Source organism: Thermocrispum municipale DSM 44069 (genome assembly GCF_000427825.1).
Classification (GTDB): domain Bacteria; phylum Actinomycetota; class Actinomycetes; order Mycobacteriales; family Pseudonocardiaceae; genus Thermocrispum; species Thermocrispum municipale.
Genome location: NZ_KE386593.1, coordinates 381158 through 402601, shown reverse-complemented (window position 1 = coordinate 402601; position 21444 = coordinate 381158). Strand labels below are relative to the sequence as shown.

21 protein-coding genes are annotated in these 21444 nt (G+C 69.3%); 16 read left to right on the top strand and 5 right to left on the bottom strand.

The genetic code is table 11. The annotated features are described in order from the left end of the window. Positions 1-15 precede the first annotated feature (15 nt). Genes YWM_RS0117295 through YWM_RS24295 form a run of 4 tightly spaced genes read left to right on the top strand, consistent with a single transcriptional unit; the run spans position 16 to position 2600 of the window. A complete protein-coding gene (locus YWM_RS0117295) occupies positions 16-1011 on the top strand; it encodes a GlxA family transcriptional regulator (RefSeq protein ID WP_028851754.1) in 996 nt (331 codons plus the stop codon). Between the two features lie 9 nt (positions 1012-1020). Further along, positions 1021-1602, top strand: coding sequence for a dCTP deaminase (gene dcd, locus YWM_RS0117290; protein ID WP_028851753.1), 582 nt, complete (start codon positions 1021-1023; stop codon positions 1600-1602). 45 nt (positions 1603-1647) lie between these two features. Beyond that, complete coding sequence (locus tag YWM_RS0117285; RefSeq protein WP_028851752.1) at positions 1648-1977, top strand: DMT family transporter; 330 nt, start codon at positions 1648-1650, stop codon at positions 1975-1977. Continuing rightward, positions 1974-2600 carry a TetR/AcrR family transcriptional regulator gene (locus YWM_RS24295; protein ID WP_052345055.1) on the top strand — a complete coding sequence of 209 codons (627 nt, stop codon included), beginning with the start codon at positions 1974-1976 and terminating at the stop codon, positions 2598-2600. The genes YWM_RS0117285 and YWM_RS24295 overlap by 4 nt, the downstream gene beginning before the upstream one ends. Before the next feature lie 18 nt (positions 2601-2618). Here YWM_RS24295 and YWM_RS0117275 read toward each other — a convergent pair whose 3' ends face one another. Next, positions 2619-3170 (bottom strand): YbhB/YbcL family Raf kinase inhibitor-like protein, encoded by a 552-nt coding sequence (locus tag YWM_RS0117275; protein WP_028851751.1) that lies wholly within the window; start codon positions 3168-3170, stop codon positions 2619-2621. A gap of 139 nt (positions 3171-3309) precedes the next feature. Between YWM_RS0117275 and YWM_RS0117270 the strand changes: the two genes are divergently transcribed. The 5 genes from YWM_RS0117270 to YWM_RS0117250 all read left to right on the top strand — a co-directional run bounded on the left by YWM_RS0117270 (position 3310) and on the right by YWM_RS0117250 (position 8401). Next, entirely contained in the window at positions 3310-4032 is a 723-nt protein-coding gene (locus tag YWM_RS0117270) for a DUF4097 family beta strand repeat-containing protein (RefSeq protein ID WP_028851750.1), read from the top strand. A gap of 191 nt (positions 4033-4223) precedes the next feature. Next, positions 4224-6098 carry a molecular chaperone DnaK gene (gene dnaK, locus YWM_RS0117265; protein ID WP_028851749.1) on the top strand — a complete coding sequence of 625 codons (1875 nt, stop codon included), beginning with the start codon at positions 4224-4226 and terminating at the stop codon, positions 6096-6098. Beyond that, entirely contained in the window at positions 6095-6799 is a 705-nt protein-coding gene (grpE, locus tag YWM_RS0117260; protein ID WP_028851748.1) for a nucleotide exchange factor GrpE, read from the top strand. Before dnaK ends, grpE begins: the two co-directional genes overlap by 4 nt. Before the next feature lie 28 nt (positions 6800-6827). Then, positions 6828-7994: a molecular chaperone DnaJ gene (gene dnaJ / locus YWM_RS0117255; protein WP_028851747.1), complete on the top strand. Its 1167-nt coding sequence runs from the start codon at positions 6828-6830 to the stop codon at positions 7992-7994. Continuing rightward, positions 7991-8401 (top strand): heat shock protein transcriptional repressor HspR, encoded by a 411-nt coding sequence (locus tag YWM_RS0117250; RefSeq protein ID WP_028851746.1) that lies wholly within the window; start codon positions 7991-7993, stop codon positions 8399-8401. Before dnaJ ends, YWM_RS0117250 begins: the two co-directional genes overlap by 4 nt. Positions 8402-8623: 222 nt before the next feature. Here YWM_RS0117250 and YWM_RS0117245 read toward each other — a convergent pair whose 3' ends face one another. After that, the gene (locus tag YWM_RS0117245) at positions 8624-9802 is read right to left on the bottom strand and encodes an FAD-binding oxidoreductase (RefSeq protein ID WP_156914821.1); all 1179 of its coding nucleotides are present in this window, start codon (positions 9800-9802) and stop codon (positions 8624-8626) included. A 240-nt stretch (positions 9803-10042) separates the two neighbouring features. Between YWM_RS0117245 and YWM_RS26950 the strand changes: the two genes are divergently transcribed. After that, on the top strand, positions 10043-11425 hold the full coding sequence (locus tag YWM_RS26950; protein WP_245566080.1) for a pyridoxamine 5'-phosphate oxidase family protein: 1383 nt from the start codon (positions 10043-10045) through the stop codon (positions 11423-11425). Here YWM_RS26950 and YWM_RS0117235 read toward each other — a convergent pair. Further along, positions 11401-12573 carry an FAD-binding oxidoreductase gene (locus tag YWM_RS0117235; RefSeq protein ID WP_028851744.1) on the bottom strand — a complete coding sequence of 391 codons (1173 nt, stop codon included), beginning with the start codon at positions 12571-12573 and terminating at the stop codon, positions 11401-11403. The genes YWM_RS26950 and YWM_RS0117235 overlap by 25 nt on opposite strands. Before the next feature lie 265 nt (positions 12574-12838). Then, on the bottom strand, positions 12839-13666 hold the full coding sequence (locus tag YWM_RS0117230; protein ID WP_028851743.1) for an SDR family NAD(P)-dependent oxidoreductase: 828 nt from the start codon (positions 13664-13666) through the stop codon (positions 12839-12841). Between the two features lie 126 nt (positions 13667-13792). Between YWM_RS0117230 and clpB the strand changes: the two genes are divergently transcribed. The 6 genes from clpB (at position 13793) to YWM_RS0117200 (ending at position 20703) form a co-directional block, all read left to right on the top strand. Then, positions 13793-16387 carry an ATP-dependent chaperone ClpB gene (gene clpB / locus YWM_RS0117225; protein ID WP_028851742.1) on the top strand — a complete coding sequence of 865 codons (2595 nt, stop codon included), beginning with the start codon at positions 13793-13795 and terminating at the stop codon, positions 16385-16387. 26 nt (positions 16388-16413) lie between these two features. Next, entirely contained in the window at positions 16414-17136 is a 723-nt protein-coding gene (locus YWM_RS24285) for a type III secretion system chaperone family protein (RefSeq protein ID WP_052345053.1), read from the top strand. Positions 17137-17315: 179 nt separating this feature from the next. Further along, a complete protein-coding gene (locus tag YWM_RS0117215) occupies positions 17316-18089 on the top strand; it encodes an SDR family NAD(P)-dependent oxidoreductase (protein ID WP_028851741.1) in 774 nt (257 codons plus the stop codon). 187 nt (positions 18090-18276) lie between these two features. Then, complete coding sequence (gene pyrE, locus YWM_RS0117210; protein ID WP_028851740.1) at positions 18277-18855, top strand: orotate phosphoribosyltransferase; 579 nt, start codon at positions 18277-18279, stop codon at positions 18853-18855. Next, on the top strand, positions 18852-19502 hold the full coding sequence (locus YWM_RS0117205; protein ID WP_028851739.1) for a TrmH family RNA methyltransferase: 651 nt from the start codon (positions 18852-18854) through the stop codon (positions 19500-19502). The genes pyrE and YWM_RS0117205 overlap by 4 nt, the downstream gene beginning before the upstream one ends. A gap of 181 nt (positions 19503-19683) precedes the next feature. Next, positions 19684-20703: a glycoside hydrolase family 76 protein gene (locus tag YWM_RS0117200; RefSeq protein ID WP_028851738.1), complete on the top strand. Its 1020-nt coding sequence runs from the start codon at positions 19684-19686 to the stop codon at positions 20701-20703. Positions 20704-20707: 4 nt separating this feature from the next. Here the strand turns inward: YWM_RS0117200 and YWM_RS0117195 are convergent, their stop codons facing one another. Further along, complete coding sequence (locus YWM_RS0117195; protein ID WP_084612543.1) at positions 20708-21337, bottom strand: DedA family protein; 630 nt, start codon at positions 21335-21337, stop codon at positions 20708-20710. Between the last annotated feature and the right edge of the window lie 107 nt (positions 21338-21444).

Here is a 21444-nt window from a genome sequence, read left to right as displayed (position 1 = left end):
GACCTGATTGCCAATATGTGCAAGGATCTGGCCATGCAGCCCCATCGCATCGTGGTCCTTGCCCTCAACCCGGTGATCGGCTATGACCTGGCCATCCCACCCATGGTGTTCAACTCGGCCAGGGACCCGGACGGAAGCCGGCTTTACGACGTGCGCATCTGCGGACTCGACGAGGGGCCGCTGCGGACGAACGCCGGCTACTCGATCCTTCCCGACGACGGGCCGGAAGCACTGCGGGAAGCGGACAGCGTGATCGTCCCCGGCACCCAGCTGGAGGGACCCCGTCACGACGGGGTACTGCCGGACGAGCTGGCTCGCGCGCTGGAGACCGTGCCGTCGCATGCGCGATTCATGTCGATCTGCACCGGTGCGTTCGTGCTCGCCGCGACGGGCATGCTCGACGATCGGCCGGCGACCACTCATTGGGCACACGTGGAGACGTTCCGCGCCCTCTACCCGCGCGTGAAGCTCGACGAGACCGTGCTGTTCGTCGACGACGGAGACGTGTCGACGTCCGCCGGCCTGTCAGCCGGGGTCGACCTTTGCCTGCACGTCGTCCGCTCCGACCACGGCAGCGAGGTCGCCAACCGCGCGGCCCGCTACTGCGTCGTCCCACCGTGGCGCGAGGGCGGCCAGTCACAGTTCATCGAGCGCCACGTGCCTGATGGCGACGCCACGAGCACCGCGCCGACCCGTGCCTGGGCACTCCAGCGCCTGGCCGAACCACTCGACCTGGCAAGCATGGCCGCCCACGCACACATGAGCGTGCGCACGTTCTCCCGCAAGTTCCGGGCCGAGACGGGGATGTCGCCCGGCGCTTGGCTCACCCAGCAGCGCATCGACCACGCCAGACACCTGCTGGAGACGACGGACCTGAGCGTGGACGAGGTCGCGGCGGCGGCAGGGCTTGGTACGGCGGCGTCCTTGCGGCAGCATCTGCGGTCCAGCATCGGGGTGAGTCCGCTGGCCTACCGGCGCACGTTCCGTGCTCCCGCCGACCGCGCGGGCTAGGGTGAGCGCGTGCTGCTGAGTGACCGCGACCTGCGCAAGGAACTGGAATCCGGTCGGCTGGGCGTGGACCCGTACGACCCGAAGATGCTCCAGCCGTCGAGCATCGACGTGCGACTGGACCGGTACTTCCGGGTGTTCGACAACACCAAGTACACCCACATCGACCCGTCCCAGCAGCAGGACGAGCTGACTTCGTTGGTCGAGCAGACCGGTGACGACCCGTTCGTGCTGCACCCGGGCGAGTTCGTACTGGGATCGACGTTCGAGATGGTCACGCTGCCCGACGATCTGGCCGGACGGCTGGAGGGCAAGTCGTCGCTGGGCAGGCTCGGGTTGCTGACGCACTCCACCGCAGGCTTCATCGACCCCGGCTTCTCCGGGCACATCACGCTCGAGCTGTCCAACGTGGCCAACCTGCCGATCACGCTGTGGCCGGGGATGAAGATCGGTCAGCTGTGCCTGTTCCGGCTGTCGAGCTCCGCGGAGTACCCGTACGGGACGAAGGAGGCCGGTTCGCGCTACCAGGGCCAGCGCGGCCCGACACCGTCGCGCGCCTACCTCAACTTCCACCGCACCGACACCAGCCGCTGAGCGCGCGGCGGACTTTCTGGACATTTGTTCAGGTAGTCTGGAGCGATGTACGCCTACGTGCTCCTGGCCCTGGCCATCGCCGCCGAGGTGAGCGGCACCGTCGCGCTGAAGTTCTCCGAGGGTTTCAGCAAGCTGGGCCCGTCGCTCGTGGTGGCGGCGGGCTACGGCCTGGCCTTCTACCTGTTGTCGTTGGTGCTCAAGGCAGGCGTCCCGGTCGGCGTCGCGTATGCGATCTGGGCGGCGTTCGGCATCGCGCTGATCGCCCTCGTCGGCGTGGTCTTCCTGCACGAACAGCTCAACGCCACCATGCTCGCGGGCCTTGCCCTGGTGATCGCCGGCGTGGTGCTCGTCGAGATCGGCAGGGCGACGGCATGACGATGCGACGGGACGGCCGCAAGGTCCGCGGCGAGAAGCGGCGCCAGGAGATCATCGAGGCCACCCTGCGTGTGATCGAACGCGACGGCGTCGCAGGCGTGACGCACCGCAGCGTGGCACGCGAGGCGGGCATCCCCACGGCGTCGACCACGTATCACTTCGCCACGCTCGACGACCTGCTCATCGCGACGCTGATCGCGTGCGCCAGGGACATGGCCACCGAGGTGTACTGGATGATCGACCGCGCACGCTCACGCGAAGGCCTACGGCGCTCGAGCGGCTCACCGGACAGCGGCCCGAGCGCGGCCGACGAAGTCTCGGCACTGCTGGCCGAGGCGCTCGGCCCACGGCGCGGCCGCACCATGGCCGAGTACGAGCTCTATCTGCTGGCCGCTCGGCGTCCCTCGCTGCGACCCGCCGCCCGCCGCTGGTTGGACGTGCTGACCTCGATGGTCAAGCACGACGACGAAGTCGCTTTTCGGGTGTTCCTCGCCGGGATCGACGGCCTGCTGATCCAAGGCCTGATCGACGACGAGCCGCCCAGCGCGGAAGAACTTCGTCCGGTGGTGGAGTACCTGCTCAACCCCACCGAACGCCGCCGACGTGCTCGGCAGGAACGCTGAGCACGTCGGCGCGCGGCATCAGCCCTTGTTCTCGTAGACCGGGGTGATGTAGGCGCGGGCCAGCGTGTGGAAGAACAGGTTGAACCCGAGGAACGCCGGCTTGGCCTCGGCCGGGACGTCGAGCTTGTCCACGTCCACCGCGTGCACCACGAACATGTAGCGGTGCGGACGGTGCTTCGGCGGCGGAGCGGCACCGACGTAACCGACGTGCCCGCTGTCACCGGCCAGCTGGATCGCCCCCTCGGGCAGATCCGAGCCGTTCTCGTCACCGGCGCCCGACGGCAGCTCGGTCACCGACGCCGGGATGTTGAACACCGCCCAGTGCCAGAATCCGGACGCGGTCGGGGCGTCCGGGTCGAAGCAGGTCACCGCGAAGCTCTTGGTCTCCGCGGGGAAGCCTTCCCACCGCAGGTGCGGGGACCGGTCCTCGCCGCCCGCGCCCATCTTGCCGGACAGGTGCGGCGTCGGAAGCGTCTCGCCGTCGGCGATGTCGTTGCTGGTCACGGTGAACGTGGGAACCTGGGGCAGGAAGTCGTAGGGATTCGGTGGCGCAGGGGTTTGCTCAGTCACGGACTCCTCCATCCGATTCGCATCACATGCGTCTGCGAGGTTAGTGGAACCAGGGTCGAACCTGGGGGTTCTCCCCGATGCCGCACCGGCGAAAGCGGCATACCGTGATCCAGGTAAGGACACACGAGGGGATCAATTCATGTCACGCACCGTCAAGTTCGCCGTCGGGATCGCACTGATCGCCGTGGCGGTCGGACTTGCCACCGGTTGGTTCTGGACTTCGCAGACGGAGGCGACCGAGCGGGTCACCGCCCGCATCGACACCGTCGAGATCGACAACGACTCGGGTGACGTGATGGTGCGTGCCGACGACGTGTCGACAGTGCAGATCAAGGAGCGGTTCCGCTACCGGTTCGACGCCCCGGACACGCAGGCGTACTCGGTCGACGGCAGCATCCTGAAGCTGGACGGCTGCGGCTGGTGGTGCGAGGTCGACTACGAAGTGATCGTGCCGCGCGACACCAAGGTGATGGGTGAACTGGACTCCGGCAACCTGGAGCTGATCGGCGTCGCAGGCGGCGAGGTCCAGCTCAACAACGGCGACACCAAGCTGCGGGACATCGCGGGCCCGCTGTCGGTGGACTCGAACTCCGGCGACATCACCGGTGCGGGACTCGGCGCCGACCTGACCCTGACCGCGAATTCCGGCGACATCACGGTGGTGCTCACCGCACCCGCCAACGTCACCGCCGACGTCGACAGCGGCAACATCGACGTGGTCGTGCCGCCGGGCGAGTACCAAGTGGAGGCCGACACCGACTCCGGCAACCGCGACATCCGCATCGGCAACAACTCCGGCGCCGACCATCGCCTCGAGCTGACCACCGATTCCGGCGACGTGGTCGTTCGTCCCGCGAGCTGAGTCACATCGCCTGCCCGGGCCGGGAACACACGGCACGTCCCACTCGTTGTCCGGGCGGCAAGGTTGAGTGTGGCAGACTCAAGTCTGCGCCGAGCCGACAAACCGGCGGCGCGGAAAACTTGAGCCGGTCGGGCTCAGGGTGAAAGTCACACCCCCACAGACCCACGAACGACACACAGGAGGAACACCCCATGGCGCGAGCGGTCGGCATCGACCTCGGCACGACCAACTCGGTCGTCGCTGTCCTGGAGGGTGGCGAGCCGACGGTCATCGCCAACTCCGAAGGTTCCCGCACCACCCCGTCCATCGTCGCGTTCGCCAAGAACGGCGAAGTGCTCACCGGTCAGCCGGCCAAGAACCAGGCGGTCACCAACGTCGACCGCACGATCCGGTCGGTCAAGCGGCACATGGGCGAGGACTGGAAGAAGGAGATCGACGGCAAGGCGTACACGCCGCAGGAGATCTCCGCCCGCGTGCTGATGAAGCTGAAGCGGGACGCCGAGGCCTACCTGGGCGAGGACGTCACCGACGCGGTCATCACTGTGCCCGCGTACTTCTCCGACGCCCAGCGGCAGGCCACCAAGGAGGCGGGCCAGATCGCCGGGCTGAACGTCCTGCGCATCATCAACGAGCCGACGTCGGCCGCGCTGGCCTACGGCCTGGACAAGGGCGAGAAGGAACAGACCATCCTGGTCTTCGACCTCGGTGGCGGTACGTTCGACGTCTCGCTGCTGGAGCTGGGCGACGGCGTGGTCGAGGTGCGCGCCACCTCCGGTGACAACCACCTGGGTGGTGACGACTGGGACCAGCGGATCGTCGACTGGCTGGTGGACAAGTTCAAGGCCTCGCACGGCATCGACCTGACCAAGGACCGGATGGCCCTGCAGCGCATCAGGGAAGCCGCGGAGAAGGCCAAGATCGAGCTGTCCAGCTCGTCCACGGCCAACATCAACCTGCCCTACATCACCGTGGACGCGGACAAGAACCCGCTGTTCCTGGACGAGACGCTGTCCCGCGCCGAGTTCCAGAAGATCACCGCGGACCTGCTGGAGCGCACCCGCCAGCCGTTCAACAACGTGCTGCGGGACGCGGGCATCTCGGTCGGCGACATCGACCACGTCGTGCTGGTCGGTGGTTCCACCCGTATGCCTGCGGTCGCCGACCTGGTCAAGGAGCTGACCGGCGGCAAGGAGCCGAACAAGGGCGTGAACCCGGACGAGGTCGTCGCGGTCGGTGCGGCGCTGCAGGCCGGTGTGCTCAAGGGCGAGGTGAAGGACGTCCTGCTGCTGGACGTCACCCCGCTGTCGCTGGGCATCGAGACCAAGGGCGGCGTGTTCACCAAGCTCATCGAGCGCAACACCACGATCCCGACCAAGCGCTCGGAGATCTTCTCCACGGCCGAGGACAACCAGCCGTCGGTGCAGATCCAGGTGTTCCAGGGTGAGCGTGAGATCGCCGCGCACAACAAGAAGCTCGGCATGTTCGAGCTGACCGGCATCCCGCCCGCTCCGCGTGGCGTGCCGCAGATCGAGGTCACGTTCGACATCGACGCCAACGGCATCGTGCACGTCACGGCGAAGGACCTGGGCACCAACAAGGAGCAGTCGATGACCATCACCGGTGGGTCCGCCCTGCCGAAGGAGGACATCGACCGGATGATCAAGGACGCCGAGGCGCACGCGGAGGAAGACCGCAGGCGGCGCGAGGAGGCCGAGACCCGCAACCAGGCCGAGTCGCTGGTGTACCAGACCGAGAAGTTCGTCAAGGAGAACGAGGACAAGCTCCCGGACGACGTCAAGACCAAGGTCAACGACGCCATCAAGGAGGTCAACGAGGCGCTCAAGGGCAGCGACGTCTCGGCCATCCGCACGGCCATGGAGAAGCTGTCCCAGGAGTCGCAGGCGATGGGCACGGCGTTGTACGCCAACACTGACGCCGCCCAGGCCGCTGCGGGCGCCGCGGGTGCCGGTGCGGCCGGTGACGGTGCCGGCGCGTCCGGCTCCGCGAACGCCGGTGACGACAACGTGGTGGACGCCGAGATCGTCGACGAGGACGAGAAGAAGTGACCGAACTGCACAACGACGGCAACGGTGAGGAGCCACGGGTAATAGTGCGTGATCGTCGCAAGATCGACCCGGAAACCGGCGAGGTCCGGCGGGAAGCCGCCGAAGAGGCCCGGCCCGCTGGTGAACAGAACCAGCAGGCCGGCCGGCCGGAAGGCTCCGCACCGGCCTCCGCTCCGGCGGACGAGGGCGGCGGCGCTGCCGATCTGCAGAAGCAGCTGGAGGAGCGCACCGCCGACCTGCAGCGGGTCACGGCCGACTTCGCCAATTACCGCAAGCGGGTCGAGCGGGACCGGGCCGCGGTGGTCGCCGCGGCCAAGGCCTCGGTGTTGAACGAGCTGCTGCCGCTGTTGGACGACCTGGAGCGGGCCGAGGCGCACGGCGACCTCACCGGTCCGTTCAAGGCGGTCGCCGACAAGCTGCACGGCACGCTGCAGAGCGTCGGCCTGGAGTCGTTCGGCAGCGAGGGCGACACGTTCGACCCGATGGTCCACGAAGCGGTGCAGCACTCGACGTCGCCGGACGTCACGGAGCCGACGGTGACGACGGTGCTGCGGCGCGGCTACCGGTTCGGCGACCGGGTGCTCCGGCACGCCATGGTCGCGGTGACCGACCACGAACCGGCGCCGCAGGAGGAACCATCCGCCGCGCAGCCGGAGGCCGGCGGCGAGCAGACGGAACAACCACCATCGACGGAGAACTGACAACACGAGCGGAAGGAGGGGACGTCCGGTGAGTGCACGGGAGTGGATCGGTAAGGACTTCTACCGCGAACTGGGCGTCTCCTCCGACGCATCGCAAGAAGAGATCAAACGCGCGTACCGCAAGTTGGCGCGGGAGTACCACCCCGACGCCAACCCCGGTGACGCCAAGGCCGAGCAGCGGTTCAAGGCCGTCTCCGAGGCCTACGGCGTGCTGTCGGACCCGAAGAAGCGCAAGGAGTACGACGAGGCTCGGGCGCTGTTCGGCTCCGGCGGCGGAGGCAGCTTCAACTTCCCCGGCGGCGGAGCGGGCGGCTTCGACTTCGGCGACCTGTTCGGCGCCGCCAGGGCCGGAGGCAGCAGTGGCCTCGGCGGGCTCGGGGACATGCTCGGCAACCTGTTCAACCGGCGCGGTCCGTCCACGGCGACCGCCTCGCAGCGGGGGGCGGACGTGGAGACGGAGATCCGCATCGATTTCGTCGAAGCGGTCCGCGGCGCGACGGTGCCGTTGCGGCTGTCCGCCCCGGCGAAGTGTGGCACGTGCGCAGGCACGGGCGCCGCGCCCGGCACCCACCCGCGCATGTGCCCGACGTGTGGCGGCGCCGGCCTGATCAACACCAGCCAGGGCGCGTTCGCGTTCTCCGAACCGTGCCGGGACTGCCGTGGCCGGGGCGCGATCATCGACACCCCGTGCCCGGAATGCGCAGGCGAAGGCGTCAGCACCCGGACGCGCACGCTGACCGTGCGCATCCCACCGGGGGTGGACAACGAGCAACGCATCCGGCTGGCCGGGCAGGGCGAGCCGGGCCGCGGTGGCGCACCCGCGGGCGATCTGTACGTGAAGGTGCACGTCACCCCGCACCCGGTCTTCGGCCGGTCGGGCAACAACCTCACCATCACGGTCCCGGTGGACTTCGCCGAGCTCGCCCTCGGCACCACCATCACGGTGCCGACCCTGGACGGCAAGGTGTCGGTGAAGGTGCCGCCGGGCACCAACAGCGGTCGCGTGCTGCGGGTGCGCGGCAAGGGCATCACCAAGCGATCCGGCCAGACGGGTGACTTGCTGGTGACGCTGCAGGTCGCCGTGCCATCGTCGTTGAACGGCAAGGCGAAGAAGGCGCTCGAGGAGTACGCCGAAGCGGTCGCGAAGCACGATCCGCGTCCGGAGATCACCAGGTTGCTGCGGGAGCGAGCATGAGCGGGCGTGAGGAGAAGACGTACGTGATCTCGGTGGCAGCCGAGCTGGCCGGCCTGCACGCGCAGACGTTGCGGGCGTACGACCGGCAGGGCTTGGTGTCGCCGATGCGCACTCCGGGCGGCGGCAGGCGGTATTCCGCGCGGGACATCGAGTTGCTGCGCGAGGTGCAGCGGCTGTCCCAGGAAGAAGGCGTCAACCTCGCAGGCATCAAGCGGATCATCGAGCTGGAAGGCCAGATCGACGAGCTGAAGGCCCAGGTCAAGGCGTTGACCGAGGAGCTGTCCCAGGCGTACGCGGCGGCCGAGCAGGCTGCGGCCGCGGTGCACGCGAGCTACCGCAGGGAGCTGGTGCCGATGCGCCAGGAGACCGCACTGGTCATCTGGAAGCCTCGGCATCGGAGGCGCTGACATTCTGCGCACACAGGCGCCGGGACGTACTGTTCCGGCGCCTCTGCGCTGTCGTGGGCCGGCTGGATTCGCCGTGGCTCGAATCCTTTGAGCGGCGGGTGCCCCGCTGCGACGCTGTGCGCGGGCCGCAGTAGCCCGACACGACCAGCGACGTTCAGCTTCTCAGTGGGAGGCTGAACGTTCCTCCACGTTCGCCTACGCCGCTCTCAGCTCACCTGATGTCTACTCGGTGGTGAACGAGTCGTAGGAGATCTGGTCGTAGGCGGTTCCGGCGACCAGCATGCGCGACACCGTCGCCCGGATCATTCCCGGCGAACCCGCGACCAGCACGTCGTGGTTGTGCCAAGCACCGCCGTAGGCGGGGACGATTTCGGCGAGCGTGCCCGTCTTGCCGCCCTCGACACTGCCGTCCTCGGTGACCGGGACGACCGTCAGCCACGGGTGGTCGGCCTCCCATTGCCGTAATCGCGGCAAGAAGTAGAGCGAGTCGGCGTTGCGGCCGCCGAAGAACAGCGTCACGGACGGTTGGCGGTCACGCTGCGCGAGGTCGTCGATCACCGAGCACATCGGGGCCACCCCGGTGCCGCCGGCGATCATGACGATGTCGCGCTGCGCGTTGCGGTTGACCCAGAGGTTGCCCATCGGCGCGCCGAGGCGCCACACCTCACCGGGGGCGGTCCGCCGGACCAGCGCGCGGCTCACCCAGCCGTCCGGGACGACGCGCACGTGGAACTCCACCAGCCCGTCCTCGCGCGGCGCGTTCGCCGGGGAGAGGTACCGCCACAAGCGCGGCCGGTGCGGCGACTCGATGCTGACGTACTGGCCGGGGACGTACTGCATCTGCGGCTCCGGCTGGACCCGGATGATCGCGGTGTCCCAGTCGATCCGCTCGTGGTCGACCACGTGACCGGCCCACCAAGCGGGCGCGTCGTCGTCCGCGGCGCCTTCCTGCATGGTGCGGGCCATGATCTCGTAGGCCTGCACCCAGGCCTGGTCGACCTCGTCGGTCCACTCGACGGTGGTGAACTTGCGCACCGCGGCACGCAGGGCCACGCCGAGGGCGTCGAAGTGCTCGTCACGTACGCCGAACTTGCGGTGATCCTTGCCGAGCTGACGCAGAAACGGTGTCAGCTCTTGCGGTCGGTCGACCATCTGCACCAGGTGCACCAGCGCGCGGAACAGCCTGCTGCGCTGGGTCTGCATGTTGACCGGGAACAGATCCCTGGTATCCGGAGCGACGGAGAACAGCACGGCGTAGAAGTGCTGCGCCATCTCGTCGGCCTTGCGTTCGACCGGAGCGAAGCTGGATTTGATGATCTTGACCAAGCGTTCGCCCGCGGGGTCGACCAGATGTTGCTCCGGCGGGTAGGCGGACTCGTTGAGCACAGCGTTAGCAGTCATGGAAGACGGGATCACTCCACGGGGTGGCGGGCGGGGGCCTGCTGAAGTCGTTGCATTATCGATTCTGGCCTAAATATCTGCGGGTTTCTTGGGCCAACTGGCGCAACTGCCGCACGTGCAGGCGACGTGACAGAGAGTGTCAACACTGCGGAAGATGGCGCAATTTCCTCACGATCGCGTGAGATCCGTCGCCCGGTCGTGTCAGAGTAGCCGGGCCCCCGACCTGTGACCCCGACCCACATGGACCAGACGGTGAAACACTCGCTCCGGCTCGCCCGTATGGCGCGGATGGACCTGACCCCGAATCCCCGCGAGCGGCAGACTCAGCCACCCGGCGAGGCGTCGTCTGCGCCTACCCCGCCCGGGTCGCCCGGTGGCCGAACAGGTCCGCCGGTCGATGAAGCAGCCGGGGCCACGGCGCCGACCGAGCAGGCCGAGTCCGGTCCGGCCGCGGTCAACGGCACGCCGGTCCCCGCCAACGGGACCCCGACCCCGGCCAACAGCAGTCCCAACGCAAGCCCGCCCAGCACTCCGACCCCCGGCAACGGCAGTCCCGACGCGAGCTCGCCCAGCACGTCGGTCCCCGCCGACGGCACCCACAACACGAGCTCGCCCAGCACGTCGGTCCCCGCCGACGGCACCCACAACACGAGCTCGCCCAGCACCCCGACCCCCGCCAACGGCACCCCGCACGCGACCCCCACCGGGACCCCGACCCCGGCCAACGGTGTCCGCCGCTCCGCTCCGACCAGCGCTCCGGCCACCGCAGGTCCGCACGCCGACTCGGCCGAAACCCCGACTTCGGCCGACACCCCACGGCCCGCCCCCGACGCCGCCTCCCCGCCCGACCAACCCCCGCGCCATCAACCCCCGGCCGACGAAGTCCCCACCGAGCAACTCCCCGTCGTCCGGCCGCCCGCGTTCGCCAACGTCCCGCCGCCGGAGGACCCTCTCGGCGGCAAGCCCGAGGACCTCCCCGGCTCGGCGGGCGAGCACCTGCTGCAGCTCGCCTACGACACCCGCGACCGGGCCGAGCGGTTCTACTCCGACCAGATGACCGACCGGCTGAACGAGACGATGATCGAGTTCGTCCGCCGGATGGACATGGCGTTCATCGCCACCGCCGATTCCCGCGGCGAAGCGGACTGCTCATTCCGCGCGGGCCCGCCCGGCTTCATCCAGGTCCTGGACGACAAGCACGTGGCCTACCCGGAGTACCGCGGCAACGGCGTGCTGGCCAGCCTGGGCAACATCAGCGAGAACCCGCACGTCGGGATCTTGTTGATCGACTTCGTGCGGGATCGCATCGGCCTGCACATCAACGGCCGCGCCATGATCGTCGAGGACGACGCCATGCGCGCCGAGTTCCCGAACCTTCCGGTCGAGCAGAACCGGGGCAGGCGGGCCGAGCGCTGGGTGCTGGTCGAGGTCGACGAGGCCTACATCCACTGCCGCAAGCACATCCCCGCGATGCAACCGGTGGCCGCCGACCAGGCCTGGGGAACCGACGACGTCAAGCGCAAGGGTGGCGACTACTTCGGCGTGCGGGCCGAGCGCCGGGGCAAGCAGGCCAACACCACGTCGCCCGTGGCCGCTTGTCAGTCCAAGGTGAACGGGTCGTAGGCGATCTGATCCAACGACGTCCCGGCAACCAGCATCCGCGACACGGTGGTCCGGATCATCTGCGGCGAGCCGGACACCAGGATGTCGTGGTTCGGCCACGCACCCCTGCGGGTCACCGCTTCGGCCAGCGTGCCCTTCTCCGCGCCCGCCACCTCGCCGTGCTCGACGACCGGCACGATGCGCAGCCACGGATTCGACGACGCCAGCCGGTGCAGGTCGTCCAGCACATACAAGTCGTCGACCGTCCGCCCGCCGAAGAACAGCGTGACGTTCGGGTTCTTGCCCCAGCGCGCCAACTCGTCCAGCAACGCGCGTAGCGGAGCCAGCCCGGTGCCGCCGGCGATCATCAGCACGTCTCGGCCCGACTCGCGGTCCACGCTCAACCGGCCCAACGGGGGGCCGATCTGCCACACGTCGCCCGGCTGTGTGTGGCTGACGATCGCCCTGCTCACCCAGCCACCGTCGACCGCCCGCACGTGGAACTCCAGCGACCCGTCCGGGCGTGGCGCGTTGGCCGGGGAGTAGTAGCGCCACAGCCGGGGTCGCTGCGGAATCTCGATGCTGACGTACTGCCCCGCGCGGTAGGGCAGCCGCGCTTCCGGCTCCACCCGCACCATCGCGAGGTCCCAGCTCAGCCTGCGGTGATCGGTCACCGTGGCGGACAGCCGCGCCGGGCTCGGGTCGGACGCCGCGGCTTCCTGCATCGAGCGCGCGACGATCGTGTACCCCTCGGCCCACGCACGCTCCACCTCGGGCGTCCACGCCGGGCCCAGCTGCTCCCGCAGCGCGGCCAGCATGGCCGTGCCGATCGCCTCGTAATGCCTGCTCTCCACGTCGTACTTGCGGTAGTCGCGGCCGAGTTGGGTGAGGAACGGCACGAGGTCGCCCGGCCGGTCGACCATCTGCACCACCCGAGCGATGGCGCGCATCAGCTTGCCCCGCCGGACCTCGACGTTGACCGGGAACATCTCGCGCACGTCCGGCGCCAAGGTGAACAACAAGCCGTAGAACGTCTTCGACATCTCCGGCAGGTACGGCGCAGCTTGCCGCCAGGTGTCGGAAATGAGCCGCACCATCGCGGTGACCGCCGGCGGTGCTTCCCGCGGCGCGGCGGTCCGCGGCACAGGGCTCACATCGTCGGTGCTCATCAATCTCCGGGGATGGGTCTCACCGCGCTCGGCGCGAGGCGGTCGCAGACGGCGGGGAAGGTGCGTCCACCTTGGCAAGCACAGTAGCCGGTGGCGTACCGAAAAACTCCCATCTAGCAGCGGAAAGACCCGACTGGCGCATCCACGAGAGTAATCAGATGATCACGCTGTTCCGGCGTGTGATCAGTTGAGTGTGCATCGTGACCGAGCCACCCCGGAGCATGCACTCGATCGGGTGTATTTCGCCCCGGAAGGCTTGCCGAACTCACACCCCGAGCCGCTGCTTGATTCGCCGGAATCCCAACCGGCTGATGATGTCCCGCACGCGCGACGGGGAGGTCCGATCCAGCCACCACAGCAGGCGAGCGCCGAGCGGGGCGACGATCACCGGCGCGTTGGTCTCCAGCCCGCGCACCGCGTCGGCCGCCAGCCGCTCCGGCGGGTAGAACTTCCCACCCTGAAGCAACGTCGCCATCTGATGGAACAAGGACCGGGCGTTGGCTCCCGCGGCGGTTTGCGGCAGCCCGTCGTTGGCCCGCTCGAAGATCGGAGTGTCGATGACCCCGGGACACAGCACGCTCACCCGCACGCCGTGCAGGGCGGCCTCAGGACGCAAGGACAGGCTCAGCGCGACAACAGCGTGCTTCGTCGCCGAGTACGGCCCACTGAGCGGACTGGACACCAGACCGGCGAGCGACGCGGTGTTGAGGATCTGACCTCGACCGCGGGCCTTCATCTTGGGGTAGGCGGCGTGCACACCGTGGATGACGCCGCGCAGGTTCACGTCGATGGTGCGATTCCAGTGCTCGAGCCCGAACTCGGTGAATTCGCCGCCCACCGCGATGCCCGCGTTGTTCACCATCAGGTCCAGCCCGTGCTCGGCGTCGACCTCGTCGACCAGCGCCTGCACGGCTGCCGCGTCGGTGACGTCGAGCTTGCGGGCGATCGCCCTGGAGCCGAGGCGGTCGGCGACCTCGGCGGCCCCCTCGGCGTCGATGTCGGCGACGTAGACGGTGTCGCCGCGGGCAACCAGCTTGTCGGCCAGAGCCTCCCCGATGCCCGAGGCCGCACCTGTGATGATCGCTGTTGCCATGCACCGAGCCTACCGCTACGAAAGTTGAGTGGAACTCACTCAACTTTGCCGACGTTGAGCAGTTGAGAGCGCTGCTCGGAGCAGCGCCGACAAGGACTTGACCAGAACGCACAAGAGAAGGCAGGGATGGACGCGTTCAACCCGACAACGAAGACGCAGCAGGCGATCTCGTCGGCGGCCCAGGCGGCGACGGTCGCGGGCAATCCGGACATCACGCCCGCGCACCTGCTCGGCGCGCTGCTGGCGCAGGGGGACGGGCTGGCGGGCCCGCTGCTGACCGCGGTGGGCGCGGATCCGAAGCAGGTGCACGCCGAGCTGGAGCCGATCACGCGCTCGCTGCCCACGGCCACCGGGGCGACCGTGTCGGCCCCGTCGTTCGACAGCTACGCGGTGAAGTCGCTGACCAAGGCTCAACAGCTGGCCACCGAGCTGGGCGACGAGTACGTCTCCACCGAGCACCTGCTGGTCGGACTGGCCTCCGAGGGCGGCCAGGTGGCGGACCTGCTCAAACGACACAACGCGACGCCGGAAGCGCTGCGGGACGCCTTCACCAAGGTGCGCGGGTCGGCGCGGGTCACCTCGCCCGACCCGGAGGGCACTTACCAGGCGTTGGAGAAGTACGGCGTCGATCTGACCGAGCGGGCCCGCAAGGGCGAGCTCGACCCGGTGATCGGGCGTGACGCGGAGATCCGCCGCGTGGTGCAGGTGCTGTCCCGCCGCACCAAGAACAACCCGGTGCTGATCGGTGAGCCGGGCGTCGGCAAGACGGCCATCGTGGAAGGCCTCGCACAGCGCATCGTGGCCGGCGACGTGCCGGAGTCGCTGCGCGGCAAGCGGGTCGTCGCACTGGACGTCGGCTCGATGGTCGCAGGCGCGAAGTACCGCGGTGAGTTCGAGGAGCGGCTCAAGGCGGTACTGAAGGAGATCACCGAGTCGGCGGGCCAGGTCATCACGTTCATCGACGAGCTGCACACCATCGTCGGTGCGGGCACCACGGGCGAGAGCTCGATGGACGCGGGCAACATGATCAAGCCGATGCTGGCGCGCGGCGAGCTGCGCATGGTCGGCGCCACCACGCTGGACGAGTACCGCGACCACATTGAGAAGGACGCCGCGTTGGAGCGCCGCTTCCAGCAGGTGCTGGTCGGCGAGCCGTCGGTGGAGGACACCGTCGGCATCCTGCGCGGCCTCAAGGAGCGCTACGAGGTGCACCACGGTGTGCGCATCACCGACGGGGCGCTGGTGGCCGCGGCGACGCTGTCCGACCGGTACATCTCCGCCCGCTTCCTGCCGGACAAGGCGATCGACCTGGTCGACGAGGCGGCCAGCAGGCTGCGGATGGAGATCGACTCCCGGCCGGTGGAGGTCGACGAGGTCGAGCGGGCCGTGCGCCGGCTGGAGATCGAGGAGATGGCGCTGGAGAAGGAGGAGGACGAGGCCTCCCGCGAGCGCCTGGCCGCGTTGCGTGCCGAGCTGGCGGAGAAGCGTGAGGAGCTGTCCGCGCTGACCACCCGCTGGCAGAACGAGAAGGCCTCGATCGACCGGATCCGCGACTTGAAGGAGCAGCTGGAGCAGCTGCGCGGGGAAGCCGACCGGGCGGAGCGCGACGCCGATCTCGGCCGGGCCGCCGAGCTGCGCTACGGCAAGATCCCGGCGCTGGAGAAGGAGCTGGCAGCGGCCTCCGAGGCGAGCGGGGACAAGCAGCCGGTGATGCTCAAGGAGGAGGTCGGCCCGGACGACGTGGCGGACGTGGTGTCGGCGTGGACCGGCATCCCGGCGGGCAGGCTGCTGGAGGGCGAGACCGGCAAGCTGCTGCGGATGGAGGCCGAGCTCGGCAAGCGGGTCATCGGCCAGCACGAGGCCGTGCAAGCGGTCTCGGACGCCGTCCGGCGCTCGCGTGCCGGGGTGTCCGACCCGGACCGGCCCACCGGCTCGTTCTTGTTCCTCGGCCCGACCGGTGTCGGCAAGACCGAGCTGGCCAAGGCGCTCGCCGAGTTCCTGTTCGACGACGAGCGCGCGCTCACCCGCATCGACATGAGCGAGTACTCGGAGAAGCACTCGGTCGCGCGGCTGGTCGGTGCCCCGCCCGGCTACGTCGGCTACGACCAGGGCGGTCAGCTCACCGAGACGGTGCGGCGGCGTCCGTACTCCGTGGTGCTGCTCGACGAGGTGGAGAAGGCACACCCGGATGTCTTCGACGTCCTGCTGCAGGTACTCGACGACGGCAGGCTGACCGACGGTCAAGGCCGCACGGTCGACTTCCGCAACACCATCGTGGTGCTGACGTCGAACCTGGGCTCGCAGGCCATCGCCGACCCGACGCTGGACGACCGGGGCCGCAAGGACGCCGTGATGTCCGTGGTGCGGCAGCACTTCAAGCCGGAGTTCCTCAACCGGCTGGACGACATCGTGGTGTTCCACTCGCTGGACACCGAGCAGCTCGGGTCCATCGTGGACATCCAGGTCGAGCGGCTGAGCGAGCGGCTGGCGCAGCGGCGGCTGACGCTGGACGTCACGCCCGCGGCGCGCGAGTGGCTGGCGGTCAGCGGCTACGACCCGATCTACGGGGCACGGCCGTTGCGCCGTTTGGTGCAATCGGCGATCGGCGATCAGTTGGCCAAGGCTCTGCTGTCCGGGGACATCCGCGACGGTGACACCGTGCGAGTCGACGTTTCGGACGATCCGGCGGCCGACACGCTCGTCGTCACTCGGGCGAGTTGACCTCGAAGTGGCGATAGGCTGCTGACGTGCCTGCCTGGGTTTGGTTCCTGATCGCGTTCATCGCCCTGGTCGCCGGCCTGAGCCTGCTTGCGATCGACAAGTCGCGGGAAGGCTCCCGGCATCGTGAGCGGCTGCGCTGGGCAGACCTGCGCGGCTGGAAGTTCGCCGACGAGGACGCCCGGATGGTCAGCCACTGGACCGAGGGCGCGATGGGGTACTACGGCGCCGAAGCGGCGGTCAACGTGGTGGCCGGTTCGACGTTCACCAGCGAAGGCCGCCGCACGGTGTACGTGTTCGACATCGAGGCGGATCGGCAGATCCCGGCGACGGTGGTTGCCGTGCGCTGCGGCGAGCCGTTCCCGGTGCTGCTCGAGCTGTGGTTGGCGTCGGTGCCGTTCCAGCGGGTGGAGATGCCGGAGCTGCTCGGCCCCGCCGGCCAGCGGTATGCCTTCACCGACAACGTGGAGCAGGCCAAGGAGCACCTGTCGCAGGAGCTCATCGCGCACGCCGACGAGCTCGGTGGCGACGTGAGCGTGCTGTGGCTGGAGAAGGACTGGGTGCTGGCGGCGGTCTCGCCGAACGCCGGGCCGACGCGGTTGGAGCGATTGTTGCGCGACCTCGGCGACATCGCCGACATCGTCGACCCCGGTGAGGACGGCACGGCGATGGGCAAGCACGTGTGGCAGGACCCGCCGGAAGGTGTCCGGCACGTGGACCCGCTGCACGAGAAGCCGCACGGACCGCTGTGAGGCCGTGACGCCGAGCCGGGCGTCGGGACGTTCCCGCCGCCGACCGAGTACGCAGGTCGCTGCGGGAGGTCGGGCTCCGGCCGCGCTGCCGGCGATGATCGAGCGGGGCCGGATGCATGATCGCGGCCGGTGCTCCGCGAAGCCCGGCCTGCGGTGATCTTGCCGGTTAAGCTGACGCCATGCCGACCGCCTTGATCACCGGTGCCAGCGCCGGACTCGGCGCCGAGTTCGCCAAGCAACTCGCCGCCCGCGGCTACGACGTCGTTCTGGTCGCCCGTACCCGTGAGCGTCTGGAGGCCGTTGCCGCGCAGCTGCGCGGAGCACATGGCGTAGCGGCCCACGTCCTGCCCGCGGACCTCGGGGATGCGGACCAGCGCCGCGAAGTCGAGCAGTGGCTGCAGGAGAACCCGGTCGACCTGCTGGTGAACAACGCGGGGTTCGGCCTCAACGGCTCGTTCACCGAAGTCTCCGCCGAGCGCCTCACCGAGCAGCTCGAAGTCAACGTCACCGCCGTGCTGCGGCTGACGCGCGCCGCGCTGCCCGGGATGCTCGAGCGGGGTTCCGGTTCGATCATCAACGTGTCGAGCTTCGCGGGGTTCTTCCCGGCCTCCGGGGCGGCCTACGGCGCGACCAAGGCGTGGGTGACGGCGTTCTCGGAAGGCCTTGCGGCGTCCGTGGCAGGGCGCGGCGTGCGGGTGCTCGCGCTGGCCCCGGGCTTCACGCACACCGAGTTCCACGACCGCGCGGGCGACAGCGCCGACCGCGGCCCGCGCATGATGTGGCTCACCGCCGAACGGGTCGTGCGAGAGTGCCTGGCGGACCTCGACCGAGGCAAGGGGGTGTCGGTGCCGGGCAAGCGCTGGAAGGCGTTGCTGGGGCTGGTCCGGCTGCTCCCGCCACCCGCGCGGCGCTGGGTGGGGGCGAAGGTGGCGGCCCAGCGCGGCCGTACGTGAGTGCAGCCCGCCCACGACGCCGCACGAAGGGCTCTACCGGCCGCGCCCCACGTTCACCGGCCGCCCGCACACAGGGCCGCCCCACCTTTACTGGCCGCGCGCATGCACCGTGTGAGGACGCGGTCCTCGCCACTCCCATCGGCCCCGCCACACCGCGTTCGGCGTGCGGGCTCGTAGGCTCAGATCCGTGACGTCTTCCCGCTCAACCACACCTCCCGTCGACAGCACCGAGCGCGCCCGGCTGGCCCGGCTGATCACCGAACTCGCCGTCGTCCACGGCAAGGTCACGCTGGCCTCGGGCAAGGAAGCCGACTACTACGTCGACCTGCGCCGCGCGACGCTGCACCACGCCGCCGCCCCGCTGATCGGCAAGCTCATGCGCCAGCTGACCGCCGACTGGGATTACGTCGCCGCGGGCGGCCTGACCCTGGGCGCGGACCCGGTGGCCACCGCGATGCTGCACTCCGCCGCGGCCGACGGCGTCGTGCTCGACGCGTTCGTGGTGCGTAAGGAGAGCAAGCAGCACGGCCTGCAACGCCGCATCGAAGGCATCGATGTCGCCGGGCAGCGCGTGCTCGCCGTCGAAGACACCTCCACCACCGGCGGCAGCGTCCTCACCGCGGTCGACGCGCTGGAGGAAGCCTCCGCCACCGTGGTCGGCGTCGCGACCATCGTGGACCGGGACACCGGGGCGCGCGAAGCCATCGAGGCCCGCGGATTGGAGTATCGCTCGCTGCTCGGCCTCGGCGACTTGGGACTGGCGTGACCGACGAGCCCGGACCCACCGAGTGGACGGCCCGCGGCGAGGTCGGCGTCGGGCCGTGGGAGGGTCCGTGGCCGACCGAGGAACACTACGACCCGGAGCTCCTCGAGCACGGTGACCGGCGCAACGTGGTCGAGAAGTACCGGTACTGGAAGCGCGAAGCCATCGTGGCCGACCTGGATCGCCGTCGGCATCCGTTCCACGTGGCCATCGAGAACTTCCAGCACGACCACAACATCGGCACGGTGGTCCGCACCGCCAACGCCTTCGCCGCGCAAGCGGTGCACATCGTCGGCCGCCGCCGGTGGAACAGGCGCGGCGCGATGGTGACCGACCGGTACCAGCACCTGCAGCACCACCCGGACATCGCCGCGCTGCGGTCGTTCGCCGACGAACACGGACTGACCGTGGTCGCGGTGGACAACACCCCTGGCGCCGAGCGCCTGGAGGAGTGCGAACTTCCTCGCCACGCGCTGCTGCTGTTCGGGCAAGAGGGCCCCGGGCTGTCGCGGGAAGCGCAGCAGGCGGCCGGGATGCACATCTCCATCGCGCAGTTCGGGTCGACGCGCTCGATCAACGCCGGGGTAGCGGCAGGCATCGTCATGCACACCTGGATCCGCCAGCACGCCGACCTGAGCAAAGCCTGGTGACCAGGCGAAATTCACCAGCCTGCGAAGCGCGGACCCCATCGACCTGAACCAACCCGCGGAGCGCGGAACTCACCAACCCGCGGAGCGCAGAAACTCACCGACCCGCGCCGGCCCGGGTAGGCAGAACTCGCCGACCCCGCACCAGCGCTGCGAAGCGCGGAACTCACCAACCCGCATTAGCCTGCGAAACGTGGTCGAGCAGGCAGCCGAAGCCGAAGCGGCGGTCCTCCGCAGGCATGTGCGGCCGCTCTGGCTGCTGCCCGGCACCCGCTTGGGCCTCGACGCCTGGCCGCCGACGCTCCGGCACCGGTTGCACCACCGTTGGAACTACTGGTGGCAAGCACACCTGCTGGATTGCCTCGTCGACGCCCAGCTACGCGACCCGACTCCCCACCGAGCCCGAGCCGTCCGGCAACTGGCCCGCGGTGTGTGGCTGCGCAACCGCCTGCGCTGGGTGAACAACTACTACGACGACATGGCCTGGCTCGCCCTGGCGTTGCACCGAGCAGGCACGGTCACCGGTATGAACACCCGCCGTGCCCTGCAGCGGCTCTCCGCCCAACTGTGGGACGCCTGGTCCGACACCGTCGGGGGAGGGATCCGCTGGCGCCGCGGCAGCGAGTACAAGAACGCTCCGGCCAACGGCCCGGCGGCCATCCTGCACGCCAGGCTCGGGGAGCGAGACCGTGCCGAAGCGATCACCGAGTGGATGACCGAACACCTCGTCGATCCCGCGACCGGCCTGGTGTTCGACGGCCTCGCCGTTTACCGCGACGGCCGCGAACCGATGCTCTCCCGGCGGATCTACACCTACTGTCAGGGCGTCTACCTCGGCGCTTGCGTCGAACTGGGTTGGCGCGAGAACGCGCAGCGAACCATCGAAGCCGTGGCCAGGCACCTGGCGCCAGGGGGTGTGCTGCGCGGTCACGGCGGTGGCGACGGCGGCCTGTTCTCCGGCATTTTGGTCCGCTACCTGGCCGACGCCGCCCTCCGCCTGCCGAACGCCGAGGCCGCGGAGCTGGTCCGAGCGTCGGCGGAAGCCTGCTGGAAGAACGCCGCTCACATGCGCGGCGGCCCGCTGTTCGGACCGGACTGGGCAAAGCCCGTGAGCACACCGCCGTCGGACGCTTGCCGTGACCTGTCGGTACAGCTGAGCGGTTGGATGGCCGTGGAGGCAGCGGCGCGACTGGACGCAGCCTGACACCTCAGGCCGCGGTGCGCTCGTCCTCCACGGGTTTGGAGATCTCCTGCCGGTACTTCCACAGGCCCCACACGGTGCCCGCCGTCACGCAGACGACCATGCCCCACAGCACCAGGTCCTGCAGCCACGGCACGTCGTCCAACAGGCCGGAGCCGTAGTAGCCGACCAGCACCAGCGTCGGCACCCACAGCACGGCGCCGATGCTGGTGGCGAGCAGAAAACGTCGCCGGTCCATGGACGCCGCCCCGGCGATCAACGGCGCCAGCGTGCGCACCCACGGCAGCCACCTGGCCAGGATGATGGCGAACAATCCGCGCCGGTTGAGGAAGTCGCGCGCCCGGTCCAGGTTCTGCCGGTTCAGGATCTTTCCGCCGCGCCGGGCGACGAACCTGGTGCCCACCTTGTGCCCGATGAGATACCCGACATGGTTGGCCACGATGGCCACGCCCAGCGCCACCAGGGACAACCACCAGGCGCTCTCCACCGCGTCGTGCTCGGCAAGGATCACCCCGGCGGCGAACAGCAGAGTGTCCCCGGGCAGGAACAGTCCGACGATCAAGGCGCATTCCACGAAGACGAAAGACAGCACGACGACCCACACCAGGGTCGGTCCTGCCTGCGCCAGCCAGCTCAATTCCTGCACGATGGGTCAGCCTACGTCGATCGGGTGAGGGTGGAAGAGGCCAGGGGCACACAGTGCCGTACGCCACTGGCCTTCATCCGAAGAGTCAGTGGCGTACG